Here is a 20,034-nt window from a genome sequence, read left to right as displayed (position 1 = left end):
ATGCCCGGGGCCGACTCAGAGCTCGTCGTCGACGTACGTCGCCCGCGCCACGCGTACGCCGGCCAGCGTCAGCGGCACGGCGGTGAGCGCCAGCAGCACCAGCACGAGCGTCCAGTCGCCCGTCGCGTCGTGGACCAGACCCACCAGGAACGGGCCGATCGCGGCGAGCGCGTAGCCCACCGGCTGGACGAACCCGGAGAGCTGCGCCGTCACCGACGGGTGGCGGGTGCGCGCGGTGATGAGCGCGATGGAGGTGGGGAAGGCCAGCCCGGCGTAGCCGAGCATCAGGGCCCACAGCCAGGGGGTCGTGGCCGGGGCGAGGAGGAGTCCGGTGTAGCCGCCGGCGAGGAGCACGCCGAAGGACACGGCGAGCGCCCGGAGCCCCCGCCCGCGGTCGATCACGGTGGGGAGCACCAGCGCGCCGGCGATGCCGACGCTCGACAGCAGGGCCTGCAGCGCCCCGGCGTGCGAGGCGGAGATGCCCGCGTCGCGGTAGATCTGCGGCACCCAGCCGAACTGCACGTAGGCGTGCATCGACTGCACGCCGAACAGGACGGTGAGGGCGACCGCGGTCGGGGAGTGGATCATCCGGCCGTCGGGCGGCGCGTCGCCGCTCACCCGATGCTCGGCGGGGGAGCGCCGCTCGCGCAGGGCCAGCCAGCCCCACAGCGGAAGGGCGACCGCGGCCAGGACGCCCCACGTGCCGAGACCGGCGCGCCACGAGCCGGCGGCCTCGGTGACGGGGGCCGTCACCAGCGTGGCGAACGTGGCGCCCACGACGAGCCCGGTGCCGTAGACGGTCATCAGCGCGACGGTGTGCCCGCGGGCCTTGATCCAGGCCGGCACGAGGACGTTGCCGACGGCCAGCCCGGCCAGGCCGACGACGGTGAGCAGCAGGAAGAGCGGGGCGTCGTCCACGGTCACCCGCAGGAGCAGGCCGGCGGCCGCCACGGCGAGGCCGAACGCGATGCCCGCGCTGATACCGACCTTGCGGGCGAGGCCGACCGCGAGGGCGCCGGCGAGGCCGAAGACCAGTCCGGGCACCCCGGTCAGCGCCCCCGCCACCTCGGCACCCATGCCGAGCCCGACGCGTACCTCCTCCAGGACCGGGCCGATCGAGGACGCCCCCGGCCTCAGGTTGACCGAGACGAGGACGACGGCGGCGACGAGCACGCCGAGCCCGAGCCCCGAGGCGCGCGGGGCAGCGCGGGCGCGGTCGTCAGCGCGGTCGTCAGCGCGCGGCACGGGCAGCGATCCTGGGCAGCACCAGGAGGGCGCCGAGGACGAGGGTCGCCACCACGACGAAGGGCAGGGCGGTGCCCTGGCCGCCGGCCTGACGGAGCACCATCCCCCCGGCCAGCGCGCCCAGCCACACGAGCACGCCGGACGAGATCGCGGAGGGCGGTCGCCGGGTGGCGGCCAGCGCGGCCCAGGCGAGGAGGGTGCCGACGAGGAACGGCCAGGCCGTGGTCCACCAGCCGGCGACGCTGAGCGTGTCGTAGTGGCTGAGCCGCCCGACGACCGCGAAGACGCCGACGAGGACGAGGTCGATCACGAGCCACATGCCGTCAGCCTAGGCAGCACTAGTCTCGGAGCATGTCCTCGCCCGCGTCCCGCCCAGTCCGTGGGACGCCGGGGGGGCCGGGGGTCGCACGCGAGCTGAGGTCGGGCGTCCACTGGGGCGTGGCCCACGGGCTGCCCACCCTCGTGCTGCGCCGCGCAGCCGGTCGCGGCGACCTGCAGGCCCGGCTGATCAGGGTCGGCGCGACGGGCGCCGACGAGGTGTTCGACCTCATCGAGGAGATCCGGTCGCGCGGACCGCTCTACCGCTCCCGGCTCGGCCACGTCACCACCGACCACGCGGCCGTGCGCCACGTGCTCACCAGTGACGACTTCCGTACGGGCCTGCCGACCGCGCAGGGTGCGCTCGGCCGGGTCACCCGCTGGGCCGCCCCCGACTCGCTCCACCCGGTCGAGCCGCCGTCGCTGCTGGTGACCGAGCCGCCCGACCACACCCGCTACCGCCGGCTCGTCACCCGCGTCTTCACCATGCGCGCCGTCGAGCGGCTGCGGGCGCGCACCGAGGAGATCGCCGCCGACCTGCTCGACTCCCTGGCGCCCCGCGCGACCGGCCCGATCGACCTCGTCGAGACCTACTGCGCGGTCCTGCCGGTCACCGTCATCGCCGAGATCCTCGGGGTGCCCGAGCGCGACCGGGGCCAGGTGCTCGCCTTCGGCTCGGCCGCTGCCCCGAGCCTCGACCTCGGGCTGGGCTTCTGGCGCTACCGCTCGGTCAGCCGGGCGCTGGCCCGGTTCGACGACTGGCTCGGCGAGCACCTGGAGTCGCTGCGCCGAGACCCGGGCGACGACCTGCTCAGCCAGCTCGTCGCCGCGCGCGAGGAGGGCCGCGGCCTCGACGAGACCGAGCTCAAGGCCACGGCGGGGCTGGTCCTGGCGGCCGGCTTCGAGACGACGGTCAACCTGCTGGGCAACGGCATCTCGCTGCTGCACGACCACCCCGACCAGCGGGCCGCGCTCGCCGCCGACCCGTCCCTGTGGCCCAACGCGGTCGAGGAGGCGCTGCGCCTCGACCCGCCCGTGCTGCTGACCGGCCGGATGGCGGTGCGCGACACCGAGGTCGGCGGCGCTCCGGTGCGCCGCGGCGCGATGGTCACCGCGATCCTGGGCGGCGCCAACCGCGACCCTGCCGTCTTCACCGACCCCCTGCGCTTCGACGTCGCACGCCCCAACGCGCGCGAGCACATCTCCTTCTCCGCCGGCCGGCACCACTGCCTCGGCGCGCAGCTCGCCCGGATGGAGGGCGAGGTCGGCCTGCGGGCGATCTGGGAGCGGTTCCCCGACCTGCGGCTCGAGCCCGGCGCCGGTCGTCGCGAGACCCGCATCCTGCGCGGGTTCGAGCGGCTCCCGGCCACGTTGCGTCCCTGACCCGGCCGTCGGCGGGTACGTTCCCCCGGTGCCGAAACGAGGAGCAGCCCGCCTGCTCGTGCTGCTGCTCGCCGCGACCTTGCTGTCCGTCGTCGGCCCGGCCGCCTCCGGTCCGGCCTCCGCCGCCCCCGCGGAGGAGTGGGTGCCGCGGCCGGTGCTCAACCTCGACTTCCCCGACCCCGCGGTGGTCACCACCCCCGGCGGCCTGGTCGCGTACGCCACCGGAGACCTCGTGCCGCACGCCTGGTCGCGGCAGCCCGACGGCCCGTGGCGGCGCGGGCCGAGCCTGCTGACGCACAAGCCGTCGTGGTCGCGCGCCGGCGGCGTGTGGGCGGTCGACGTGGCGCGGGTGCGCGGACGGTGGCTGCTCTACTACGCGACGCCGGTGAAGGGGATGGGCGAGCACGGCCGCTGCATCGGCGTGGCCCGGTCACGCTCGGCCCGCGGGCCGTTCCGCCCCGTCGGCAGCGCGCCGCTCGTGTGTCCGTCGTACGCCGGGACGCCGCTGGCGCAGGACCCGCTCCTGCCGCGCGACCCGACCCTGCCACGGGCCGGGGTGATCGACCCGTCCTGGTTCCGCGACGTCGACGGCACGTCCTACCTGTTCTACAAGACCGACCGGATCCCCTCCACCATCCGGATCGTCGCGCTCACCCGTGACGGGCAGTCGGTCAGGAGCGGCGCGACGAGCCAGGAGCTGCTGCGCTCCGAGGGGGTCCTGGAGAACCCCGTCCTCACGCTGCGGCCCGAGGGCTACGTGCTGTTCGCATCCGAGGGCGACTGGACGCGCTGCGGCTACCGCACCACCTGGCGACGCTCGCCCGCCCTGCTCGACTGGTCGACCGCCACGGGCGGGGTGTTCCTGGACACCACGACCACCGGACTCTGCGGTCCAGGTGGCGCCGACCTGGTCGAGGGCCGGCGCGGCGGCCTCATCGCGTTCCTGCACGGCTGGACGTGCCGCGGCACCGCGCTCCCGTGCGCCGGCAGGGGCAAGTGGGACCACAAGCCGCGCCAGCGGGGCCGGCGGGCGCTGTACGCCGCCCGGCTGGGCTGGGCCGACGGTGTGCCGCAGGTCACCTCCTGGCTCCGCGCCCGCTGACGCGGGCCCGCCCTAGGCTCTTCGGATGGCCTCCGAGTGGGACGCGCACACCTCCCTGACCGCCGCCGGCGACGGCCTGTTCGGCGCCGAGCTCGACCCCGGCTGGATCGTCGGGGGCGGGGTCAACGGCGGCTACCTCCTCGGCGTCGTGGGCCGCGCCATCGCCGAGACGGTGCCCGCCAAGCCCCACCCGCTCGCCGTGAGCGCCCACTACGTGTCCGCCTCGCGGCCCGGGCCCGCCCAGGTGTCCACCCGCGTGCTCCGCGAGGGCGGCTCGGTCGCGACGGTGGCCGCCGAGCTCGGCCAGGAGGGCACCACCCGCATCTCGGTGCTGGCGACCTACGGCGACCTCCGGGCGATGCCCGACGACGTGGACACCACGGCGGAGGAGCCGGTGCTCCCGCCGCTCGAGGAGTGCGTGCCCGCCTCCACCGCCCCGGAGGACGTACGACGCCTGGCGCCGATGATGGAGCGCTTCGACATGCGCTTCGACCCGGCCTGCGTCGGCTGGGCGATGGGCGAGCCCAGCGGCAAGGGGCACATCCAGGCGTGGTTCCGGATGGCCGACGGCCACGACGTCGACCCGGTGGGTCTGCTGATGGTGTGCGACGCCCTCCCGCCGGTCACCTTCGACCTCGGCCGGCCCGGCTGGGCCCCGACGCTCGAGCTCACCGTGCACGTCCGGGGCGTCCCTGCGCCCGGCTGGCTCACCGTCTCCCACCGCACCCGCAACGTGGCGGGCGGGATGTTCGAGGAGGACTGCGAGGTCTGGGACTCCGCCGGCCGGCTCGTCGCCCAGAGCCGCCAGCTCGCCATGCAGCCCCGCCGCTGACCGCGCCCTGTCCGTTGAGTCTCCTAGCGACTCAGGTGCTCCCGGCGACCGACGGTTCATCAAGGTATGTCGCTGGACCCGCACTTCCCTCGGTCAGCTCACCGTGGGAAGTGCGGGTTTCCCTGCATACCTTGATGAACCATCAGCACCCCGGGAACGCGACCCCGGCGACCCCGGGCACCGGCGGCCGGCTCAGCGGTCGAGCCACCGCCGGTCCATGGCCACGATCCAGCGGCGGCGGGGATGCTCGGTGACCGACCAGATCCGGTCGGTCGAGGGCCAGTAGGACAGGTCCTCGGGCCCCATCGGGAGCGCCCAGCGCCGCTCGCGCATCGAGCCGGGGCGCCCGGACCACACGCTGCCGGGCGTCAGCCGACCGCGCGAGACCGAGACGTGGTAGCGCCCACCGGCCATCACCGCCCCCTGCATCTGCCGCACCCCGCCGTCGTCGACCGCGAGCGGCCGCGAGGAGCCGTCCTCGCCGGTCGCGAGCTGCCACGTCTCCGGGTCGAGCTCGTAGCGGGCCAGCCTCCGCGTCGCGTCCCGGTGCAGCGCGTACTCGCCGGCCACCAGCGCCGGCGGGTCGCAGTGGCGGTCGAGCGACATGAACGAGTAGCGCAGCTTCTCGTGCCCCTCGTCGGCGGAGGCCCGGTAGGTGAAGCGCACCGGCAGCACGTAGCGGTGGCCGTAGGAGTGGAGGGTGGCGCCCTCGATGCCGAACCGGTCCTGGTGGTCGTCGTCGCCGGGCACCCGCATGATGTCGTCGACGCGGGCAGTCACGAACCCCCGGGCCGTCGCGGCGACATGGAGGTAGGGCCCGGCCCACACGATGCCGCCGGCGTGGATGCTCATCGGGCGCAGCGTGAGCGCACCGGACTCGTCGAGGACCGGCACCACGAGCAGCACGTGGCGGTAGCGACGGGAGTCGAGGTCGACGACGCTGACCCGCGAGCCGCGCTTCACGCCGTCGCGGCCGGTGGAGTACCAGGTCGTCACCAGGACCCGGCGCCCGGCGATGTCCTCGGTGTCGGAGGCGTCGGCGCTGGTCGAGATGCCCTGGGGGTACCACTGCACGTCGCGCTCGTCGTAGGAGTCCCAGCGGTACGCCTCGCGCACCGCCCGGCCGAGCAGGCGCGGCGCCCGGGATCGGCGCAGGTCCCACTTCAGGTCGTCGAGCAGCCCGTCGAGCCCGGCCGGCTCGCCCAGCACCTCGGCGAGGGCCGCGATCTCGCGGACGTTCTCGTCGGTGCGCCTCAGGTGCACCCCCACGACGTCGGGCGGCTCGGAGGCGGTGGTCATCCTCCGACCCTAGCCAGCCGCGGGCGGTGGACAATGCTCGCGTGAGGGCGATCTTCTTCGACGAGGACGACGCGCAGGCGGTCGTCGCCCGGCTGCGCGCCGACGGCTTCGAGGCGCACGTGGAGCGCGAGCGGCTCGCGGGCGAGGACGACGACGAGGACCATCCCTGGGCGGTGCTCAGCGATGCCCCGGCGTTCATGCTGGAGGTCCTGGTCGACGTCCATGACGGCTGGCTCGACGAGGACGGCCACGACGCCCCGCCCCCCGCGCTCGACCTGCCCACTGCTCCCCGCCGGATCAAGCGTCCCGACCTAGGCTCTGAGTCATGACCGACCGACGCATGCTGCTCGTCCACGCCCACCCCGACGACGAGTGCATCAACAACGGCGCCACCATGGCGCGCTACGTCGACGAGGGCGTCGGCGTCACCCTCGTCACCTGCACCGCCGGCGAGATGGGGGAGGTGCTCGTGCCCGAGCTCTCCCACCTCGCCTACGAGGAGCAGGGCGGGCTCGGCGAGCACCGCCGCGGTGAGCTCGACGAGGCGATGAAGGTGCTCGGCGTCACCGACCACCGCTTCCTCGGCGGGTTCGGCCGCTTCCACGACTCCGGCATGGCCTGGCACGAGGAGGGTCACGCGGTCGCCGCGGACACGCTGCCCGACAACGCCTTCTGGAACGCCGACCTCACCGAGGCCGCCGACGAGCTGGTCAAGGTGATCCGCGAGGTCCGCCCGCAGGTGCTCGTCACCTACGACCAGTTCGGCGGCTACGGCCACCCCGACCACATCCAGGCCCACCGCGTCGCGATGTACGGCGCGCAGCTGGCGGCCGTGCCGTCCTACAAGCTCGACCTCGGCGAGCCCCACGACATCGCCAAGGTCTACTGGACCGCGATGAGCGAGTCGCGGATGCGCGAGAGCCTGCGCCAGCTGCGCGAGTCCGGCGACACCGAGACCTTCGCCGGGATGGACCCCGACGGCAAGCTGCCGCCCTTCGTGACCCCGGACGAGCTGATCAGCGCGCGCGTCGACGGCGCGGCCACGGTGCAGCGCAAGATGGACGCGCTGGCCCAGCACCGCACCCAGGTGCAGCAGGACGGCGGGTTCTTCGCGGGCGCGGAGAGCGGGCACTCGTGGTGGTCCGACGAGTACTACCGCATCGCCAAGGGCACGCCGGGCGCCCCGGGCCCGGACGGCTTCGAGGAGGACCTGTTCGCGGGTCTGTGAGGGCGCTCCTCGTCCCGGTCGCCCTCCTGGTCGGTCTGGTCTCGGGCGCAGCCGGGACGCTCGTGCACCAGCGCTGGTGGGGACTGCTGCTCGCGTTGGGGGCCGCCGTGGCCGTCCTCGGCTGGCTGCCGGCGGGCGCCCCGCGAGTGGCCTTCGCGCTGGGCTGGTGCGCACCGGTCGCGCGAGGCGCCCTCGAGGGGCCCGGCGGCGGCCACCTGATCTCCGCGGACGCGGCGGGGTGGTCGTTCCTGGCCGGATCGGCGGTGCTCCTCGGGGTCGCGCTGGCCACGGTCGGGGCGAGTCGTCGTACGCCCGCGGCTCGCGCCGACGATCCCGGGGTTCGCGGCCTGCCCTCCTAGACTCGCCGCGTGCCGAAGAACCAGACCAGTGCCGCGCAGCCCCGGGAGAAGGCCGGCGCGTCCGTCGTGCTGTGGCTCCTCGTCGGGATCGTGGTGCTGTTCGGCGGTCTCTACGCCGCCGCGCACTACGTCGCCGGCGACAAGGTGCCGCGCAACACGACCGTCGCCGGCGTGCGCATCGGCGGGCACCCGCAGGAGGAGGCCGCGGAGCGGCTCCGCGCCGGACTCGCCGACCGGGTCGCCCGCGACATCGCCACGACCGTCGACGGCGAGCAGGTGGCGGTCGACCCGGCCACGGCCGGGCTGTCGGTCGACTACGAGGCCTCCGTCGCCGAGTCCGGCGGCGAGCGCAGCTGGGACCCGGTCCGGCTCTGGGACTACTTCACCGGCGGTGACGCCTCCGAGGCGGTGGTCGAGGTCGACGAGGCCGCCTACAACGCCTTCCTCGCCGAGCTCGACGAGCAGCACGGTGAGGCCCCGCGCGACGGCGCGATCGCCTTCGCCGGCAACCGGCTCGAGACCACCGACGCCCGCGCCGGTCGCGCGCTCGACCCCAGCGACACGCTGGCGGCGCTCGAGTCCGCCTTCCTCGAGGAGGAGCCCGACGTGGTCGCCCTCGAGATGGTCGAGGTGCAGCCCGACATCGACGCCTCCGACGTGCAGGAGGCACTCGACGGGTTCGCCTCGCCGGCCGTCGCCGCGCCCGTCGTCCTGCGCTTCGAGGGCTCCGACGTGAAGGTGTTCCCGGCCGACTACACCGGCGCCCTCTCGCTCGTGCCGACCGACGGCGAGCTGGTGCCCACGCTCGACGCCGCGGTGCTGTCGGAGGTGGTCGCGGGCACGGTCACCCAGGGCGCGCCCGTCGACGCCTCCGTCGCGCTGGTCGGCGGCAAGCCGCGGGTCGTCCCGGCCAAGCCGGGCGTCACGTTCGACCCCGCCGAGCTCGAGGCGGGCTTCCTCGACGTCGTCGCCAAGCCGCAGGGCGAGCGCACCCTGGCCCTCACTGCCAAGGTCGCCAAGCCCGACTTCACGACCAAGGACGCCCGCGCGCTCCGCGTCCGCGAGCGGGTCTCGACCTTCACGACCTACTTCCCCTACGCGGAGTACCGCAACGTCAACATCGGCCGCGCCGCCGAGCTCATCGACGGCACCCTGCTCAAGCCGGGGGAGACCTTCTCGCTCAACGACACGGTCGGCGAGCGCACCGAGGCCAACGGCTTCACCAAGGGCTACGTGATCAACGACGGCATCCTCGTGCAGGACCTCGGCGGCGGGGTGTCGCAGATGGCCACCACCCTCTTCAACGCGATGTTCTTCGCCGGCCTCGAGGACGTCGAGCACAAGCCCCACTCGTTCTACATCGACCGCTACCCGGTGGGCCGCGAGGCGACCGTGGCCTGGGGTGCGGTCGACCTGCGCTTCCGCAACGACACCCCCTACGGCGTGCTGATCGACACCTCCTTCACCAACTCCACGCCGTCCTCCTCGGGCGCGGTGACCGTGACGATGTACTCCACCAAGCACTGGAAGATCACGTCCACCACGGGCGAGCGCCACAACCTCACCCAGCCCGAGACCCGTCGCATCGACTCCCTGACGTGTCACGCCAACCAGGGCTTCGGCGGCTTCGACATCGACGTCGTACGCCGCTTCGAGCCGGTCGGCGACAACACCGAGACGCGCGAGGACGAGGTCTTCAGCACCACCTACATCCCGAGCGACACGGTGATCTGCACCAACCCCGACGCCGTCGACGAGTAGCCGGACCGCGCCTAGGGCGCCAGCCGGTGCAGGTCCCTCGGGAAGAGGGTGACCTCGCGGACGTTGGCCGCCTCCACCAGGCGCGCCACCCACCGCTCGAGCCCGATCGCGAACCCGCCGTGCGGCGGCATCCCGTGCCGGAACGCCTGGAGGTAGGCGTCGTACGCCGCGGGCTCCTCGCCGCGCGCCCGGATGGCCCGCTCGTAGTCCGCCGGCCGGTGCAGCCGCTGGCCGCCCGTGACCAGCTCGAGGCCGCGGAACAGCAGGTCGAAGCTGTTGGACCAGCGCTCGTCCCCGGGCTGGGGGTGGGTGTAGAAGGGTCGCTTCGTCATGGGGTAGCCCTCCACCGCGAGCAGCTCGGAGCCGTGCTCGGCCAGCGCCCACGCACCCAGCGCCCGTTCGTGCTCGGGTGACAGGTCGGGCTCGTCGGCCGGCGCGCCGACGATCGTGAGCGCGTCCGCGAAGTGCACGACCGGGATCTGCGCCGGCACGACGGGCAGGCGAGCGCCGGTGAGGTGGAGCGCTTCGTCCTCGTGGCCCAGCGCCCCGACCATCCCGGAGAGCACGTCGCGCAGCACGGCCAGCACGTCACGGTGGTCGCGCACGAAGCCGAGCTCGACGTCGAGGGAGCGGTACTCCGCGAGGTGGCGCACCGTGTCGTGCGGCTCGGCACGGAACACCGGGCCCACCTCGTAGACCCGCTCGAAGACGCCGACGAGCTGCTGCTTGTGGAACTGCGGGCTCTGGGCGAGGTAGGCCGGGCGCCCGAAGTAGTCCACCTCGAAGACGGACGCACCCGACTCGGTCGCCGACGCCACCAGCTTGGGGGTGGCGACCTCCGTGAAGCCCTTCGCGTCCAGGGTCGAGCGGAAGCCCCGCAGCGAGGCGGCGGCGAGCTGCCAGCGCGCCCGCTGGCCAGGGTGGCGCCAGAGGACGGGCGCGTGGTCGAGCAGCGTCGGCAGCGACACGTCGAGCGCGGGGCGCCACAGCTCCGCCGGCGGGGTGGCCGCGTCCGAGGTGAGCGCCTCGACCCGGGCGTCGGTGACCTCGACCCCGCCCGGCGCCTGGGGCGTGCGGGTGGCGGTGCCGGTGACCCGGACGGTCGTCTCCTCAGGAGGCACGCTCGCCCCCGGTGGCAGCACCACCTGGGCAAGACCGCTGCGGTCGCGCAGCACGAGGAAGGTCACGCGCGACAGCTCGCGGCGACGGTGCACCCACCCCTCGAGGGTCACGGTCGAGCCGGGCTCGGCGGCCGGGAGCGATGAGCAGAGCGATCTCATGATGTCCTCCAGTCGGTGTCGGCCCTGGAGGTGTGGGCGGGGGCAAGGTCGCGGTGCCACCACACCTTCGCCGGCGGCCCCGTGGGGTGCCGGCCTCTCGTCGGGTACGCCGGACGCGCGGACGACCGCGTCGCTGCCCGCAGGCAGGGGGTTCGTCAGGCCCCACGCTCGTCGCGGCGAGCCTAGGGCGCGGGCTGCCGCCACTGCGACCGATTTTCGCGGCGCCTGCGGCCGCCAGGTCGACCCGGTGGGGTCGGCCGCAGTCGGTCAGTCGCGGACGGCGGCGCGGGCGGTCAGCGCGAGCACGGCCGCGGCGGCGACCGCGGCGACGATGCCGACCAGCGTCGAGGCGGGCTCGTCGGTCAGCCGGCCGACGGCGATCCAGGCCAGGCCCCAGGCCGCCGCGAGGGCGAAGGCCCAGCGCGGCCCGGTGCGGGCGACGACCACGGCGGCGACGCCGACCACCACGGCGATGACCAGCGCGGCCACCAGCTCGCCCACCAGGGTCGAGGAGTCCACGCCCTCCGCCACCAGGGTCGCCGTGATGTTGGCGCAGGTGGCCACCGAGACCCAGCCCAGGTAGAGCCCGAAGGTGCCGGCGACCACCACCCGCTGCAGCAGCGACGGCGCGGGGTCGAGGTCGGCGAGGCGCTGCACCAGCAGCCCGAGCACGACCACCAGCGCGAGGATCACGACGACGCTCGCCCACAGCCAGCCCTGCTGCGTGACGAGCAGCCAGCCGGCGTTCAGCAGCATCGACGCCGCGGCCAGCCAGCCGGTGCTGCGGGCACGGGCGTCGGTGGCGGAGGACGGCAGCCACTGCCAGATCGTGTAGGCGGCCAGGCCGGCGTAGATCACCGACCAGATCGAGAAGGCCGGGCCGAGCGGGGCCAGCAGGGTGGCGTCTGCGGAGAGCGCGCCGCCCGAGGAGCTCTCGACGCTGGTGCCGACGACGCCGACCCCGACGAGCGTGCCGTACAGGCACAGGACCTCGGCGACCGTGACGCCGACCTGGCGTCCGCGGTCTGCTCCGGTCGGGGCGGGGGCGGTGGTGCGCTCGGTGACGGTCATCCCTCCATCCAACAGGGCGGCAGGTGAGACCCGGCTACGCGACGAGGTAGCGGTTGGTGTGGTGGGTGACGAAGCCGTGCCGCTCGTAGAGCGCGATCGCGGCCTCGTTGTCGGTCTCGACGTGCAGCAGGGCGGTGGTCGCGCCGGACGACGCGCCCCAGTCGAGGACCTCCGCGAGGACCGCCGTGGCGAGGCCGCGGCGGCGGTGGGCCGCGTCGACGGCGAGCGACTCGACCAGCAGCCAGTCGCCCGACAGGACGCCCCGTCCGGTCGCGGCGCCGCCCTCGAGCGACACCACCACGGAGCCCGGCCGTTCGTCGTACGTCGCGGCGACGTCCGGGGCCGCCGCCCGGGCCGAGCGCAGCGCCCGGGCCACGGACGCGAGCTGGGCGTGCGCGTCGCCGTCTCCCATCGACCGGAAGCCCAGCGGGGCGAGGGTCCGCTCGACGTCCGACCCGCGCTGCACCTGCACGATCGGCGTCTGGTCGAGCGCCTCGTAGAACCGGCGTACGCCGAACGCCGCGTCGGCCCAGCCGATGCCCGGCTCGGCCATCGCCAGCGCGGAGTTGCCGCGGCGGCGCAGCCGACCGCCGTGCGGCGGCGAGGCCCGCAGGAGCCACCGACCGAGCGGCTCGGTGGTGATCGAGTCCCAGAGCGCCGAGACGTGCTCCTCGACCTCCTGTGCGGACACCCGGGCGCGCACCGACGCGCGTGGTGGCACCGGCTTGCCCGTGACGACGTCGGCGAGGGCGATCACCACCGGGCCGTGCCCCTCCCGATCGACGGTCATCGAGCCGGCGTCCCACGACGTGCAGGTGCCGAGCACGTCGGTGGCCCGGCCGTCCGGCAGGAGATGGCGTACGACGACGCGCTGGCCCACGACGTGCGGGCCGAGGGCGTGCCGGCCGGTGGTCGTCTCGTCGGCACGGGGTTCTGACGTGTCGGACACCCGCCGGATACTAGAGTGAACCGACACGTTCCCCCACCCCGAGCACCCCCGCCTCCAGGAGGACCAGGTGACCTACGTCATCGCCCAGCCGTGCGTCGACCTCAAGGACCGCGCGTGCGTCGACGAGTGCCCCGTCGACTGCATCTACGAGGGCAAGCGGATGCTCTACATCCACCCCGACGAGTGCGTCGACTGCGGCGCCTGCGAGCCGGTCTGCCCGGTCGAGGCGATCTTCTACGAGGACGACACCCCGGAGGAGTGGAAGGGCTACTACGACGCCAACGTCCACTTCTTCGACGACCTCGGCTCGCCCGGTGGCGCGGCCAAGATGGGCGTCATCGACAAGGACCACGAGCTCGTAGCCGCGCTGCCCCCGCAGGAGCACGACGAGTGACCTGCCCCCTCGGCGGCTGAGGTGCACGCGCACCGACCGCGCGTGTCCGCGCGCCTCCCGGACTTCCCCTGGGACCGGCTGACGGCGTACGCCGCGACGGCTCGCGCCCACCCCGACGGGATCTGCGACCTCTCGGTCGGCACGCCCGTCGACCCGACGCCCGCCGTCGTGCAGGACGCGCTGCGTTCTGCAGCCGACTCCCCGGGCTACCCGACGACGATCGGCCTCGAGGACACCCGCCGGGCCGCGATCGACTGGCTCGCCCGACGTCACGGGGTGAGCGGCCTCGGGCTCGACGGCGTGCTGCCGGTGACCGGATCCAAGGAGCTGATCGCCGACCTCGCGCTGCACCTGGGCATCGGGCCCGGCGACCTCGTCGGCTACCCGGCGCTCGCCTACCCGACCTACGAGGTCGGCGCGGCGCTGGCCGGCGCGGAGAGCCTGGCGACCGACTCGCTGACCGCGTTCGGACCGCGGGTCCCGAGCCTGCTGTGGCTCAACAGCCCGGCCAACCCGAGCGGGCGCGTGCTGCCCCTCGACCACCTGCGCAAGGTCGTCGACTGGTGCCGCGAGCGCGGCACCGTGCTCGTCTCCGACGAGTGCTACATCGAGTGCGCGTGGGAGGGCGACAAGCCTCTCTCGATCCTCGACCCGCAGGTCAACGGCGGCTCGCTCGACGGCGTCCTTGCGGTCCACTCGCTGTCCAAGCGCTCCAACCTCGCCGGCTACCGGTGTGCCTTCGTCGCCGGCGACCCCGCCCTCGTCGGCGAGCTGCTGGCGGTCCGCAAGAACCTCGGCCTCCAGATGCCCGGCCCTCAGCAGCACGCGATGATCGCGGCCCTCGACGACGATGCGCACGTCGCCGAGCAGCACGCGACCTACGCCCCCCGCCGGGCGCTGCTCAAGGAGGCCCTGCAGGTCGCCGGCTTCCGCATCGACCACTCCGAGGCCTCGCTCTACCTCTGGGCGACCCGGGGCGAGGACTGCTGGCGTACGGTCGCCGACCTCGCCGAGCAGGGCATCCTGGTGGCGCCGGGCGAGTTCTACGGCCCGTCGGGGCGCGAGCACGTACGCGTCGCGTTCACCGCCACCGACGAGCGGGTCGCCGCCGCCGTGGCTCGCCTCGCCGGCTGAGCCCCGACTTGTCGGCGTAGTCCGACACTCGGAGGGGGTTGCAACAGCCTCCAGGTGTCGGAGTCCCCGCTCGAGCGGGGACTCCGACAGCCGGCAGTCGCCCGGCCGCCGCCGCCGCCGAGGACGTCAGTCGAAGACGTCGACGTGCACGTGGTCGCGGTGCTCGAGGATCGCGCGGTCGCCGCGGGAGGAGGACGGCACGCGGTAGTCGCGCCACCCGTCGTCCGTCCCGGCGCGCCAGATGCGGCCGTCGAAGATGACGGTCTTGATGTCGAGCCGGTCGGCGTTGGCGACGAGGTAGGACGCCACCGCCCAGCCGCGCTTGGTGTTGTCGGCGTTGATGGGGCGGAAGAAGACGTCGATCGCCCGGCCGTCGTAGTGGGCCGAGTCCTCCATGTGGCCGCTGGAGACCCCGCCGGGCTCGAACCCGCCCAGCGACAGCGTCCCGAAGCGCGCCTCCAGCGCACGGCGCACGGACGTCGCGCGCGAGACCAGCCCCGACTCGTCGAGCGCGTCGTCGACCTCCTCGGCGTCGCCCGGGACGTCGCACCACAGGGCGCCGGGCGAGTTGCCGGTGAGGGCCGAGGCGAGCGCGCGGCCGTCCTTCTCGTGGTCGGCGTAGGCGTCGGGGAAGCCCGAGCGCTGCACCTCCTGCGCCGCGACGGTGATCTCCATCGAGTCGTAGCCCTCGACCTTCTGCAGGGCGTCATAGAACGCGTTGGTCGCGTAGACCGGGTCGGTGAGCTGCGCCACGCTGCCCCAGCCCTGCGACGGGCGCTGCTGGAACAGCCCGACCGAGTCGCGGTCGCCGTAGTCGATGTTGTAGAGCTTGGACTCCTGGTAGGCCGTCGCCAGCGCGATGCTCGCCGCCCGCGCGGGCATGCCACGCTCGATGGAGACGGCCGTGATGAGGGCGGCGTTCTCGGCCTGCTCGAGGTCGACCTCGACGGTGTGGCCGTCGACCTCGGCGGTGCACCCGCTGGAGTCGAGGAGCGGGGGCACCGCGCCGCGGTCCACGAGCACCACGGCGGTCGCGACGGCGCCCACGGCCACCACCACGCCGATGGCGGCCGTACGGAGGGAGGCGGGCACGGGCGGAGGGCTAGTTGGCGTGCAGCGCCGCGTTGAGGGCGACGCCGTCGCCCTTCCACGGCACGGCCTCGACGGCGCCGCTGACCGAGTTGCGGCGGAACAGGATGTTGTCGACGCCCGAGAGGCTCGCCGCCTTGACGACCTGCGGCTTGCCGTCCATGTCGGTGACGGTGACCTTGGTGCCGGCGGTGACGTAGCAGCCGGCCTCCACGACGCAGTCGTCGCCGAGGGAGATGCCGATGCCGGCGTTGGCGCCGATCAGGCAGCGCTCGCCCACCGAGATGACCTCCTTGCCGCCACCCGACAGCGTGCCCATGATCGAGGCGCCGCCGCCCACGTCGGAGCCGTCGCCGACGACGACGCCCGCGGAGATGCGGCCCTCGACCATCGACGCCCCGAGCGTGCCGGCGTTGAAGTTGACGAAGCCCTCGTGCATGACGGTCGTGCCCTCGGCGAGGTGCGCGCCCAGGCGTACGCGGTCGGCGTCGGCGATGCGTACGCCGCTGGGCATCACGTAGTCGACGAGGCGGGGGAACTTGTCGACCCCGAGGACGGTGACGTGCCGGCCGCCGGCGCGCAGCCGGGCGCGGGTGGCCTCGAAGCCCTCGACGGCGCAGGGGCCGGCCGAGGTCCACACGACGTTGGTGAGCAGGCCGAACACGCCTTCCAGCGACGTGCCGTGGGGACGGACCAGCCGGGTGGAGAGCAGGTGCAGCCGCAGCCAGACGTCCTCGGTCGACGACGGCGCCTCGTCGAGGTCGGCGATCTCCACCAGCCGCACCTCGCGCCGTACGCCCCGGACCTCGTCGTCGCCCTCGAGCGCGGCCAGCTCCGGCGGCGCGTCGCCCTCGGTCGCACCGAGCGCGGGGGAGGGGAACCAGGCGTCGAGCACGGTCTCGCCGTGCAGGGTCAGCAGGCCGTAGCCGGAGGCAGCAGTCACGCGGCTCAGCCTACGGAAGGCGCCCCACGGCGAGTCGGACGGCCTGATCGGATGCCGAAGGATCTTCCCAGACCCACATGGCCCGGGCAGACTGACCGCAGCCGACGGGGTCGGTGCCACGGGGGAGGAAGACGCATGCGCAGGACGATCGCGATCGCGACCGCCATCGGACTGGGCGGAGGGCTGCTGGTCGGCGTGACAGCGCCGGCCGGCGGGACCGAGCCGAGCGCCCCCGGCGGCGCGCTCGTCGGCCAGTCGTTCGAGATCGGGGAGAAGGGCCCTCGGCAGCGCCGAGCCGGCGCCGAGCAGCTGATCAGCGCGACGGCGACCTTCACCGCCGCCAACCGGGTGGCCGGCATGCCCACCAGCACCGCTCCGCACCACCAGTTCGTGATGCCCGGCGGAAGCCTCTCCGTGACGGTGGACTACGGCTACCACTGGCAAGACGACTCCCTGATCTACGACTACAGCCTCGACACCGCGATGGGGGCCGGAGATCCCGACGCCAGCACCCGGACGGTGCTCGGCTTCGGCAGCCGCCAGGGCACCAGCTGCACCGTCGAGGAGATGAGCGTCGCCTGGCTCTACCGCTACATCCCCGACGTCCTGCTCTACGACGACAAGGAGACTCCCGACCTCGCGAGCGCTGCCGGGTGGGACTGCGCGGTGCTGCTCGTGGACTCCGGGCCCGGCACGCCGCCCTACGACGCCTTCGTCAGCGTCCTCGACGTCGTCGCGGCCACGCCCGAGCTCGCGGTGCGGGCGCCGAGGAAGGACCGGCTCGTGAAGGGCGTGTGGACCCGGATCCCGGTCACGGTGTCCAACGCCTCGCCGGAGGGGATCGGCGCCCGCGACGTCGCGGTCACCGGCGCGGGCAAGGGCGTCAAGGTGCGACCTCTCGCGCTGGGTTCGCTGCAGGGGCAGGACGACATCGACGGCCATGTCTGGGCCCGGCTGACGCGGCCGAAGGGCACGTTGCGGCTCACCGTCAGCGAGAAGGGCCAGGCGCTCGGTCGGGCGACGGTGAAGCTCCGGCGACGCCCGGCTCCTGCGCCTCCCAAGGCGGGCAGCTGGTCGGCCGGCGGAGTGAGCTTCACGGTCCGCGGTAGCAAGGTGCGCGGCTTCCGGATCAACGCCCGGACGACCTGCGGCGGCTACCCCGACATGCCCACGACGACCAACAACACCTACAGCTTCGTCACCACCACGATCCCGCGCAACAACGAGGTGGTCGGCACGGAGCGCAACGACCAGGAGAGCAGCGCCGCCTACGCGGCCTACCTCGATCTGGAGTTCGTCAGCCGCACCAAGGCGGTCGGGAGGTTCTCCTACTACGGCCCGGCGCGGTGCACCGCCATCGAGAGGTTCACCGCCAGGCTCAGGCGCTGACCCGGTCGCGGGTGCCCGTCACTGACCCGCGCGGCCGTCGATGCACTCGCGCACCAGGTCGGCGTGCCCGCAGTGGCGGGCGTACTCCTCGATCATGTGGACCACGATGTCGCACCTCGACCGGGTCGCCGTGGACGTCCACGACGGTGTCGAGGTCGGTGCGGTCGAGCACCTCGCGGGCGTAGGAGACCTCCGACTGCCACAGCTCGTGGCTGGCGCGCACCAGCTCGTCGTCGGCGTCGGGGAAGTCGAAGCCAGCGTCCTCGTCGTCACCGGAGAACAGCCGCGGGATGTCCGTCCGGGCCTCGAGCACCCGGCGGAACCAGCTCTGCTCGACGCGCGCCATGTGGCGCACGAGACCCAGCAGCGAGATGTTGGACGGCGGCACCGCCTTGCTGGCGAGCTGCTCGGCGGTGAGGCCGTCGCACTTCAGCGCCAGCGTCTGGCGGTAGTGCTCGAGATAGCCGACGAGGCACTCGCGCTCGCCCCTCGTCGGCCCCGCCTGCATCCGGGGATCCTGGTCGGTCGGGAGCCACATGCCGTCGTATCCGGGGTGAGCCATCCGCCCAGCCAACCGCAGCCCGCTCCCGGGCGTCCAGTCGATAGGCGTGCGGCCTCAGTCGCCCTTGATGGTCCGAAGCACGTCGCCGGTGGCGGCGTCGACGACGACGGTCTGCTCGACGGCCGAGTCCTCGTCGAACTTGACGTCCCACACCGGCGTGCCCTTGTCGACGTCGAGGTCGAGCCCGGTGATCGTCCCGGTCGTCACGGCGCCCCGTGCGGCGGCGAGCGCCTCCTCGGGGTCGAGGTCGACGTCGGCGAGCAGCCGCTCGCGCTCGGCACGGTCCTCAGCGTCGGTGTCCTCGACCGGGTCGCGGGTCACGGTGGCGCCGTCGGCGGAGACCGTGAGGTCGAACGCCTTCGCGTCGGCGTCGACGACCTCGGCCTCCCAGCCGTCGACCTCCTGGTCGAGGCTGAAGAGCGTGCCGCCCGGCACCGCCTCGACGGCCGTCAGCACGGCCGCGAGCACGGGGGCGTCGGCATCGGACGGGGCGTCGGTCTCGGTGTCGGCGGAGCTGGACGAGTCCGACGGGCTGGCGGGGCTCGACGAGGCCGACTGGTCGTCCGACGCGTCGTCGGCGCTGTCGTCGCCGCACGCGACGAGCGCGATCGACAGAGGGAGGGCGAGGGCGGCGAGCGCGGTGCGACGAACGTTCATGGGAAGCGTCTCCTCGAGTCGGTGAGCGGTACGTCTCCACGGTGCGCCGCTGGGTGCTAAGGCCGGGCCAACCGTTCCTCAACGGCAGGCAAAGCCGGTGGTCACCTCACTCGGGGTCGGGGACGAAGACCTCGTCGACCCGGACCTCGAAGAGCCGGCTGATCCGGAAGGCGAGCGAGAGGCGTGGATCGAAGTGGCCCTTCTCGATGGAGATCACCGTCTGGCGTGAGACGCCGAGGGCGGTGGCGCACTCGCCCTGCGACATGCCTGCCGCCTCGCGCAGGGACCGGAGCGTGTTGTGCATCAGGACTCCCGGCGACGGAGGACGGCGAGCCGGGCGGTGAAGTCGGCCAGCGCGAGAATCACGAAGATCCACAGCGGCGCGCTGCGGGTGTCGAGCACCGCGGTGGCGAAGACCGTCAGTCCCATGGCGGTCACGGTGTCGAAGAAGGCGCCGCTGCTGGCGCGGGTCGTCCACTGCCTCTCGACGGAGTCCTCGTGCTGCTCGGGATGCTCGCTCCGGTCGAGCAGGAGGGCGCCGAGCGCGAGGACGAACGGGAACGTCATCGCGGCGAACACGGCGAAGGTGAGGCCGTCGGGTGCGTCGGTGCGCACTGCTGCGGCGCCGGCGCCGACGGCCAGTGCCACGACGACCGCGGGGACGGCGGCCTTCAGCCAGGGGGACAGGGGGGTGCGTGCGGTCGTGGTCATCGGGGTCGCTCCTCGGTAGGTGTTAGAGTTCTTTGACATCAGCGACGATGCCGGACTCTCGCCCGGATGTCAAGTTTCTTTGACACCGTTCGTGGAGCCGATTGGCGCGGCCGGGCGCGCCGGTCGTACGATCGCCGCAGGCGTCTGAGCCGTCATCAGCGGCGAGCCTCGGGAAGAACGGGTGCGGCGAGCCGGCCGCCACCTCACTAGAACCCGGCGGGTGCGGCCCGACACAGCCGACGAACGAGCGGTTCCCCGACGGTGGGGAGCAAGCGAGGTGGTACCGCGGCAGCCCTGTCGTCCTCGTGTCATCAGACCGAGACGTACG

22 protein-coding genes are annotated in these 20,034 nt (G+C 73.7%); 10 read left to right on the top strand and 12 right to left on the bottom strand.

Annotation, left to right across the window (positions count from 1 at the left end; all coding sequences use genetic code 11):
* Window positions 1-15: 15 nt before the first annotated feature.
* Both AC3X7Z_RS03085 and AC3X7Z_RS03080 read right to left on the bottom strand, forming a co-directional pair.
* Window positions 16-1,245, bottom strand: a complete 1,230-nt coding sequence (locus AC3X7Z_RS03085; protein WP_489974965.1) for an MFS transporter — start codon at window positions 1,243-1,245, stop codon at window positions 16-18.
* Entirely contained in the window at window positions 1,232-1,564 is a 333-nt protein-coding gene (locus AC3X7Z_RS03080; RefSeq protein WP_186340575.1) for a DUF3054 domain-containing protein, read from the bottom strand. Before AC3X7Z_RS03080 ends, AC3X7Z_RS03085 begins: the two co-directional genes overlap by 14 nt.
* A 32-nt stretch (window positions 1,565-1,596) precedes the next feature.
* Here AC3X7Z_RS03080 and AC3X7Z_RS03075 point away from each other — a divergent pair, with 32 nt between their 5' ends.
* From AC3X7Z_RS03075 to AC3X7Z_RS03065, 3 genes are read left to right on the top strand one after another with little or no spacing between them, the layout of a single operon-like run.
* Entirely contained in the window at window positions 1,597-2,946 is a 1,350-nt protein-coding gene (locus tag AC3X7Z_RS03075; protein ID WP_489974964.1) for a cytochrome P450, read from the top strand.
* 28 nt (window positions 2,947-2,974) lie between these two features.
* Window positions 2,975-4,048, top strand: coding sequence for a family 43 glycosylhydrolase (locus AC3X7Z_RS03070; protein WP_489974963.1), 1,074 nt, complete (start codon window positions 2,975-2,977; stop codon window positions 4,046-4,048).
* A gap of 25 nt (window positions 4,049-4,073) precedes the next feature.
* Window positions 4,074-4,880, top strand: coding sequence for an acyl-CoA thioesterase (locus tag AC3X7Z_RS03065; protein WP_489974962.1), 807 nt, complete (start codon window positions 4,074-4,076; stop codon window positions 4,878-4,880).
* A gap of 192 nt (window positions 4,881-5,072) precedes the next feature.
* Here AC3X7Z_RS03065 and AC3X7Z_RS03060 read toward each other — a convergent pair whose 3' ends face one another.
* Window positions 5,073-6,179: a hypothetical protein gene (locus AC3X7Z_RS03060; protein ID WP_489974961.1), complete on the bottom strand. Its 1,107-nt coding sequence runs from the start codon at window positions 6,177-6,179 to the stop codon at window positions 5,073-5,075.
* 41 nt (window positions 6,180-6,220) lie between these two features.
* Between AC3X7Z_RS03060 and AC3X7Z_RS03055 the strand changes: the two genes are divergently transcribed.
* Genes AC3X7Z_RS03055 through AC3X7Z_RS03040 form a run of 4 tightly spaced genes read left to right on the top strand, consistent with a single transcriptional unit; the run spans window position 6,221 to window position 9,527 of the window.
* On the top strand, window positions 6,221-6,508 hold the full coding sequence (locus AC3X7Z_RS03055) for a hypothetical protein (RefSeq protein ID WP_489974960.1): 288 nt from the start codon (window positions 6,221-6,223) through the stop codon (window positions 6,506-6,508).
* Entirely contained in the window at window positions 6,505-7,407 is a 903-nt protein-coding gene (mshB, locus tag AC3X7Z_RS03050; protein ID WP_186340581.1) for an N-acetyl-1-D-myo-inositol-2-amino-2-deoxy-alpha-D-glucopyranoside deacetylase, read from the top strand. The genes AC3X7Z_RS03055 and mshB overlap by 4 nt, the downstream gene beginning before the upstream one ends.
* Window positions 7,404-7,766: a hypothetical protein gene (locus tag AC3X7Z_RS03045; RefSeq protein WP_489974959.1), complete on the top strand. Its 363-nt coding sequence runs from the start codon at window positions 7,404-7,406 to the stop codon at window positions 7,764-7,766. Before mshB ends, AC3X7Z_RS03045 begins: the two co-directional genes overlap by 4 nt.
* A gap of 9 nt (window positions 7,767-7,775) precedes the next feature.
* Window positions 7,776-9,527, top strand: a complete 1,752-nt coding sequence (locus tag AC3X7Z_RS03040; RefSeq protein ID WP_489974958.1) for a VanW family protein — start codon at window positions 7,776-7,778, stop codon at window positions 9,525-9,527.
* Between the two features lie 11 nt (window positions 9,528-9,538).
* Here the strand turns inward: AC3X7Z_RS03040 and aspS are convergent, their stop codons facing one another.
* The 3 genes from aspS to AC3X7Z_RS03025 all read right to left on the bottom strand — a co-directional run bounded on the left by aspS (window position 9,539) and on the right by AC3X7Z_RS03025 (window position 12,827).
* Window positions 9,539-10,807 (bottom strand): aspartate--tRNA(Asn) ligase, encoded by a 1,269-nt coding sequence (gene aspS / locus AC3X7Z_RS03035; protein ID WP_489974957.1) that lies wholly within the window; start codon window positions 10,805-10,807, stop codon window positions 9,539-9,541.
* Window positions 10,808-11,074: 267 nt separating this feature from the next.
* Window positions 11,075-11,878 carry a TspO/MBR family protein gene (locus AC3X7Z_RS03030; protein ID WP_489974956.1) on the bottom strand — a complete coding sequence of 268 codons (804 nt, stop codon included), beginning with the start codon at window positions 11,876-11,878 and terminating at the stop codon, window positions 11,075-11,077.
* Between the two features lie 34 nt (window positions 11,879-11,912).
* Window positions 11,913-12,827 (bottom strand): GNAT family N-acetyltransferase, encoded by a 915-nt coding sequence (locus AC3X7Z_RS03025; RefSeq protein WP_489974955.1) that lies wholly within the window; start codon window positions 12,825-12,827, stop codon window positions 11,913-11,915.
* 67 nt (window positions 12,828-12,894) lie between these two features.
* On the opposite strand from AC3X7Z_RS03025, the gene fdxA reads away from it, so the two are divergent.
* Together fdxA and dapC are read left to right on the top strand one after the other, a co-directional pair.
* Complete coding sequence (gene fdxA, locus AC3X7Z_RS03020) at window positions 12,895-13,221, top strand: ferredoxin (RefSeq protein WP_056604759.1); 327 nt, start codon at window positions 12,895-12,897, stop codon at window positions 13,219-13,221.
* A gap of 42 nt (window positions 13,222-13,263) precedes the next feature.
* Complete coding sequence (dapC, locus tag AC3X7Z_RS03015) at window positions 13,264-14,355, top strand: succinyldiaminopimelate transaminase (RefSeq protein WP_489974954.1); 1,092 nt, start codon at window positions 13,264-13,266, stop codon at window positions 14,353-14,355.
* 126 nt (window positions 14,356-14,481) lie between these two features.
* Here the strand turns inward: dapC and AC3X7Z_RS03010 are convergent, their stop codons facing one another.
* Window positions 14,482-15,447 carry a VldE C-terminal domain-containing protein gene (locus tag AC3X7Z_RS03010; protein WP_489974953.1) on the bottom strand — a complete coding sequence of 322 codons (966 nt, stop codon included), beginning with the start codon at window positions 15,445-15,447 and terminating at the stop codon, window positions 14,482-14,484.
* A gap of 10 nt (window positions 15,448-15,457) precedes the next feature.
* Window positions 15,458-16,396, bottom strand: a complete 939-nt coding sequence (dapD, locus tag AC3X7Z_RS03005; protein WP_489975379.1) for a 2,3,4,5-tetrahydropyridine-2,6-dicarboxylate N-succinyltransferase — start codon at window positions 16,394-16,396, stop codon at window positions 15,458-15,460.
* A 126-nt stretch (window positions 16,397-16,522) separates the two neighbouring features.
* Here dapD and AC3X7Z_RS03000 point away from each other — a divergent pair, with 126 nt between their 5' ends.
* Window positions 16,523-17,776, top strand: a complete 1,254-nt coding sequence (locus AC3X7Z_RS03000) for a hypothetical protein (protein ID WP_489974952.1) — start codon at window positions 16,523-16,525, stop codon at window positions 17,774-17,776.
* Here AC3X7Z_RS03000 and AC3X7Z_RS02995 read toward each other — a convergent pair.
* The 4 genes from AC3X7Z_RS02995 to AC3X7Z_RS02980 all read right to left on the bottom strand — a co-directional run bounded on the left by AC3X7Z_RS02995 (window position 17,766) and on the right by AC3X7Z_RS02980 (window position 19,706).
* On the bottom strand, window positions 17,766-18,338 hold the full coding sequence (locus AC3X7Z_RS02995) for a mycothiol transferase (protein WP_489974951.1): 573 nt from the start codon (window positions 18,336-18,338) through the stop codon (window positions 17,766-17,768). The genes AC3X7Z_RS03000 and AC3X7Z_RS02995 overlap by 11 nt on opposite strands.
* Window positions 18,339-18,392: 54 nt before the next feature.
* Window positions 18,393-18,995, bottom strand: a complete 603-nt coding sequence (locus AC3X7Z_RS02990; RefSeq protein ID WP_186340591.1) for a PepSY domain-containing protein — start codon at window positions 18,993-18,995, stop codon at window positions 18,393-18,395.
* 106 nt (window positions 18,996-19,101) lie between these two features.
* Entirely contained in the window at window positions 19,102-19,299 is a 198-nt protein-coding gene (locus AC3X7Z_RS02985) for a helix-turn-helix transcriptional regulator (RefSeq protein ID WP_186340592.1), read from the bottom strand.
* Window positions 19,299-19,706, bottom strand: a complete 408-nt coding sequence (locus tag AC3X7Z_RS02980; protein ID WP_186340593.1) for a hypothetical protein — start codon at window positions 19,704-19,706, stop codon at window positions 19,299-19,301. Before AC3X7Z_RS02980 ends, AC3X7Z_RS02985 begins: the two co-directional genes overlap by 1 nt.
* Between the last annotated feature and the right edge of the window lie 328 nt (window positions 19,707-20,034).

The organism is Nocardioides sp. Z24_21 (assembly GCF_058134345.1).
This window is presented reverse-complemented; position numbering and strand designations above follow the sequence as displayed.

Bases quoted from the DNA above. Each gene is read 5' to 3' on its own strand.
- AC3X7Z_RS03080 (WP_186340575.1), bottom strand. From the start codon at position 1,564: ATGTGGCTCGTGATCGACCTCGTCCTCGTCGGCGTCTTCGCGGTCGTC.
- AC3X7Z_RS03075 (WP_489974964.1), top strand. From the start codon at position 1,597: ATGTCCTCGCCCGCGTCCCGCCCAGTCCGTGGGACGCCGGGGGGGCCG.
- AC3X7Z_RS03065 (WP_489974962.1), top strand. From the start codon at position 4,074: ATGGCCTCCGAGTGGGACGCGCACACCTCCCTGACCGCCGCCGGCGAC.
- AC3X7Z_RS03060 (WP_489974961.1), bottom strand. From the start codon at position 6,179: ATGACCACCGCCTCCGAGCCGCCCGACGTCGTGGGGGTGCACCTGAGG.
- mshB (WP_186340581.1), top strand. From the start codon at position 6,505: ATGACCGACCGACGCATGCTGCTCGTCCACGCCCACCCCGACGACGAG.
- aspS (WP_489974957.1), bottom strand. From the start codon at position 10,807: ATGAGATCGCTCTGCTCATCGCTCCCGGCCGCCGAGCCCGGCTCGACC.
- AC3X7Z_RS03030 (WP_489974956.1), bottom strand. From the start codon at position 11,878: ATGACCGTCACCGAGCGCACCACCGCCCCCGCCCCGACCGGAGCAGAC.
- AC3X7Z_RS03000 (WP_489974952.1), top strand. From the start codon at position 16,523: ATGCGCAGGACGATCGCGATCGCGACCGCCATCGGACTGGGCGGAGGG.
- AC3X7Z_RS02995 (WP_489974951.1), bottom strand. From the start codon at position 18,338: ATGGCTCACCCCGGATACGACGGCATGTGGCTCCCGACCGACCAGGAT.
- AC3X7Z_RS02990 (WP_186340591.1), bottom strand. From the start codon at position 18,995: ATGAACGTTCGTCGCACCGCGCTCGCCGCCCTCGCCCTCCCTCTGTCG.
- AC3X7Z_RS02985 (WP_186340592.1), bottom strand. From the start codon at position 19,299: ATGCACAACACGCTCCGGTCCCTGCGCGAGGCGGCAGGCATGTCGCAG.
- AC3X7Z_RS02980 (WP_186340593.1), bottom strand. From the start codon at position 19,706: ATGACCACGACCGCACGCACCCCCCTGTCCCCCTGGCTGAAGGCCGCC.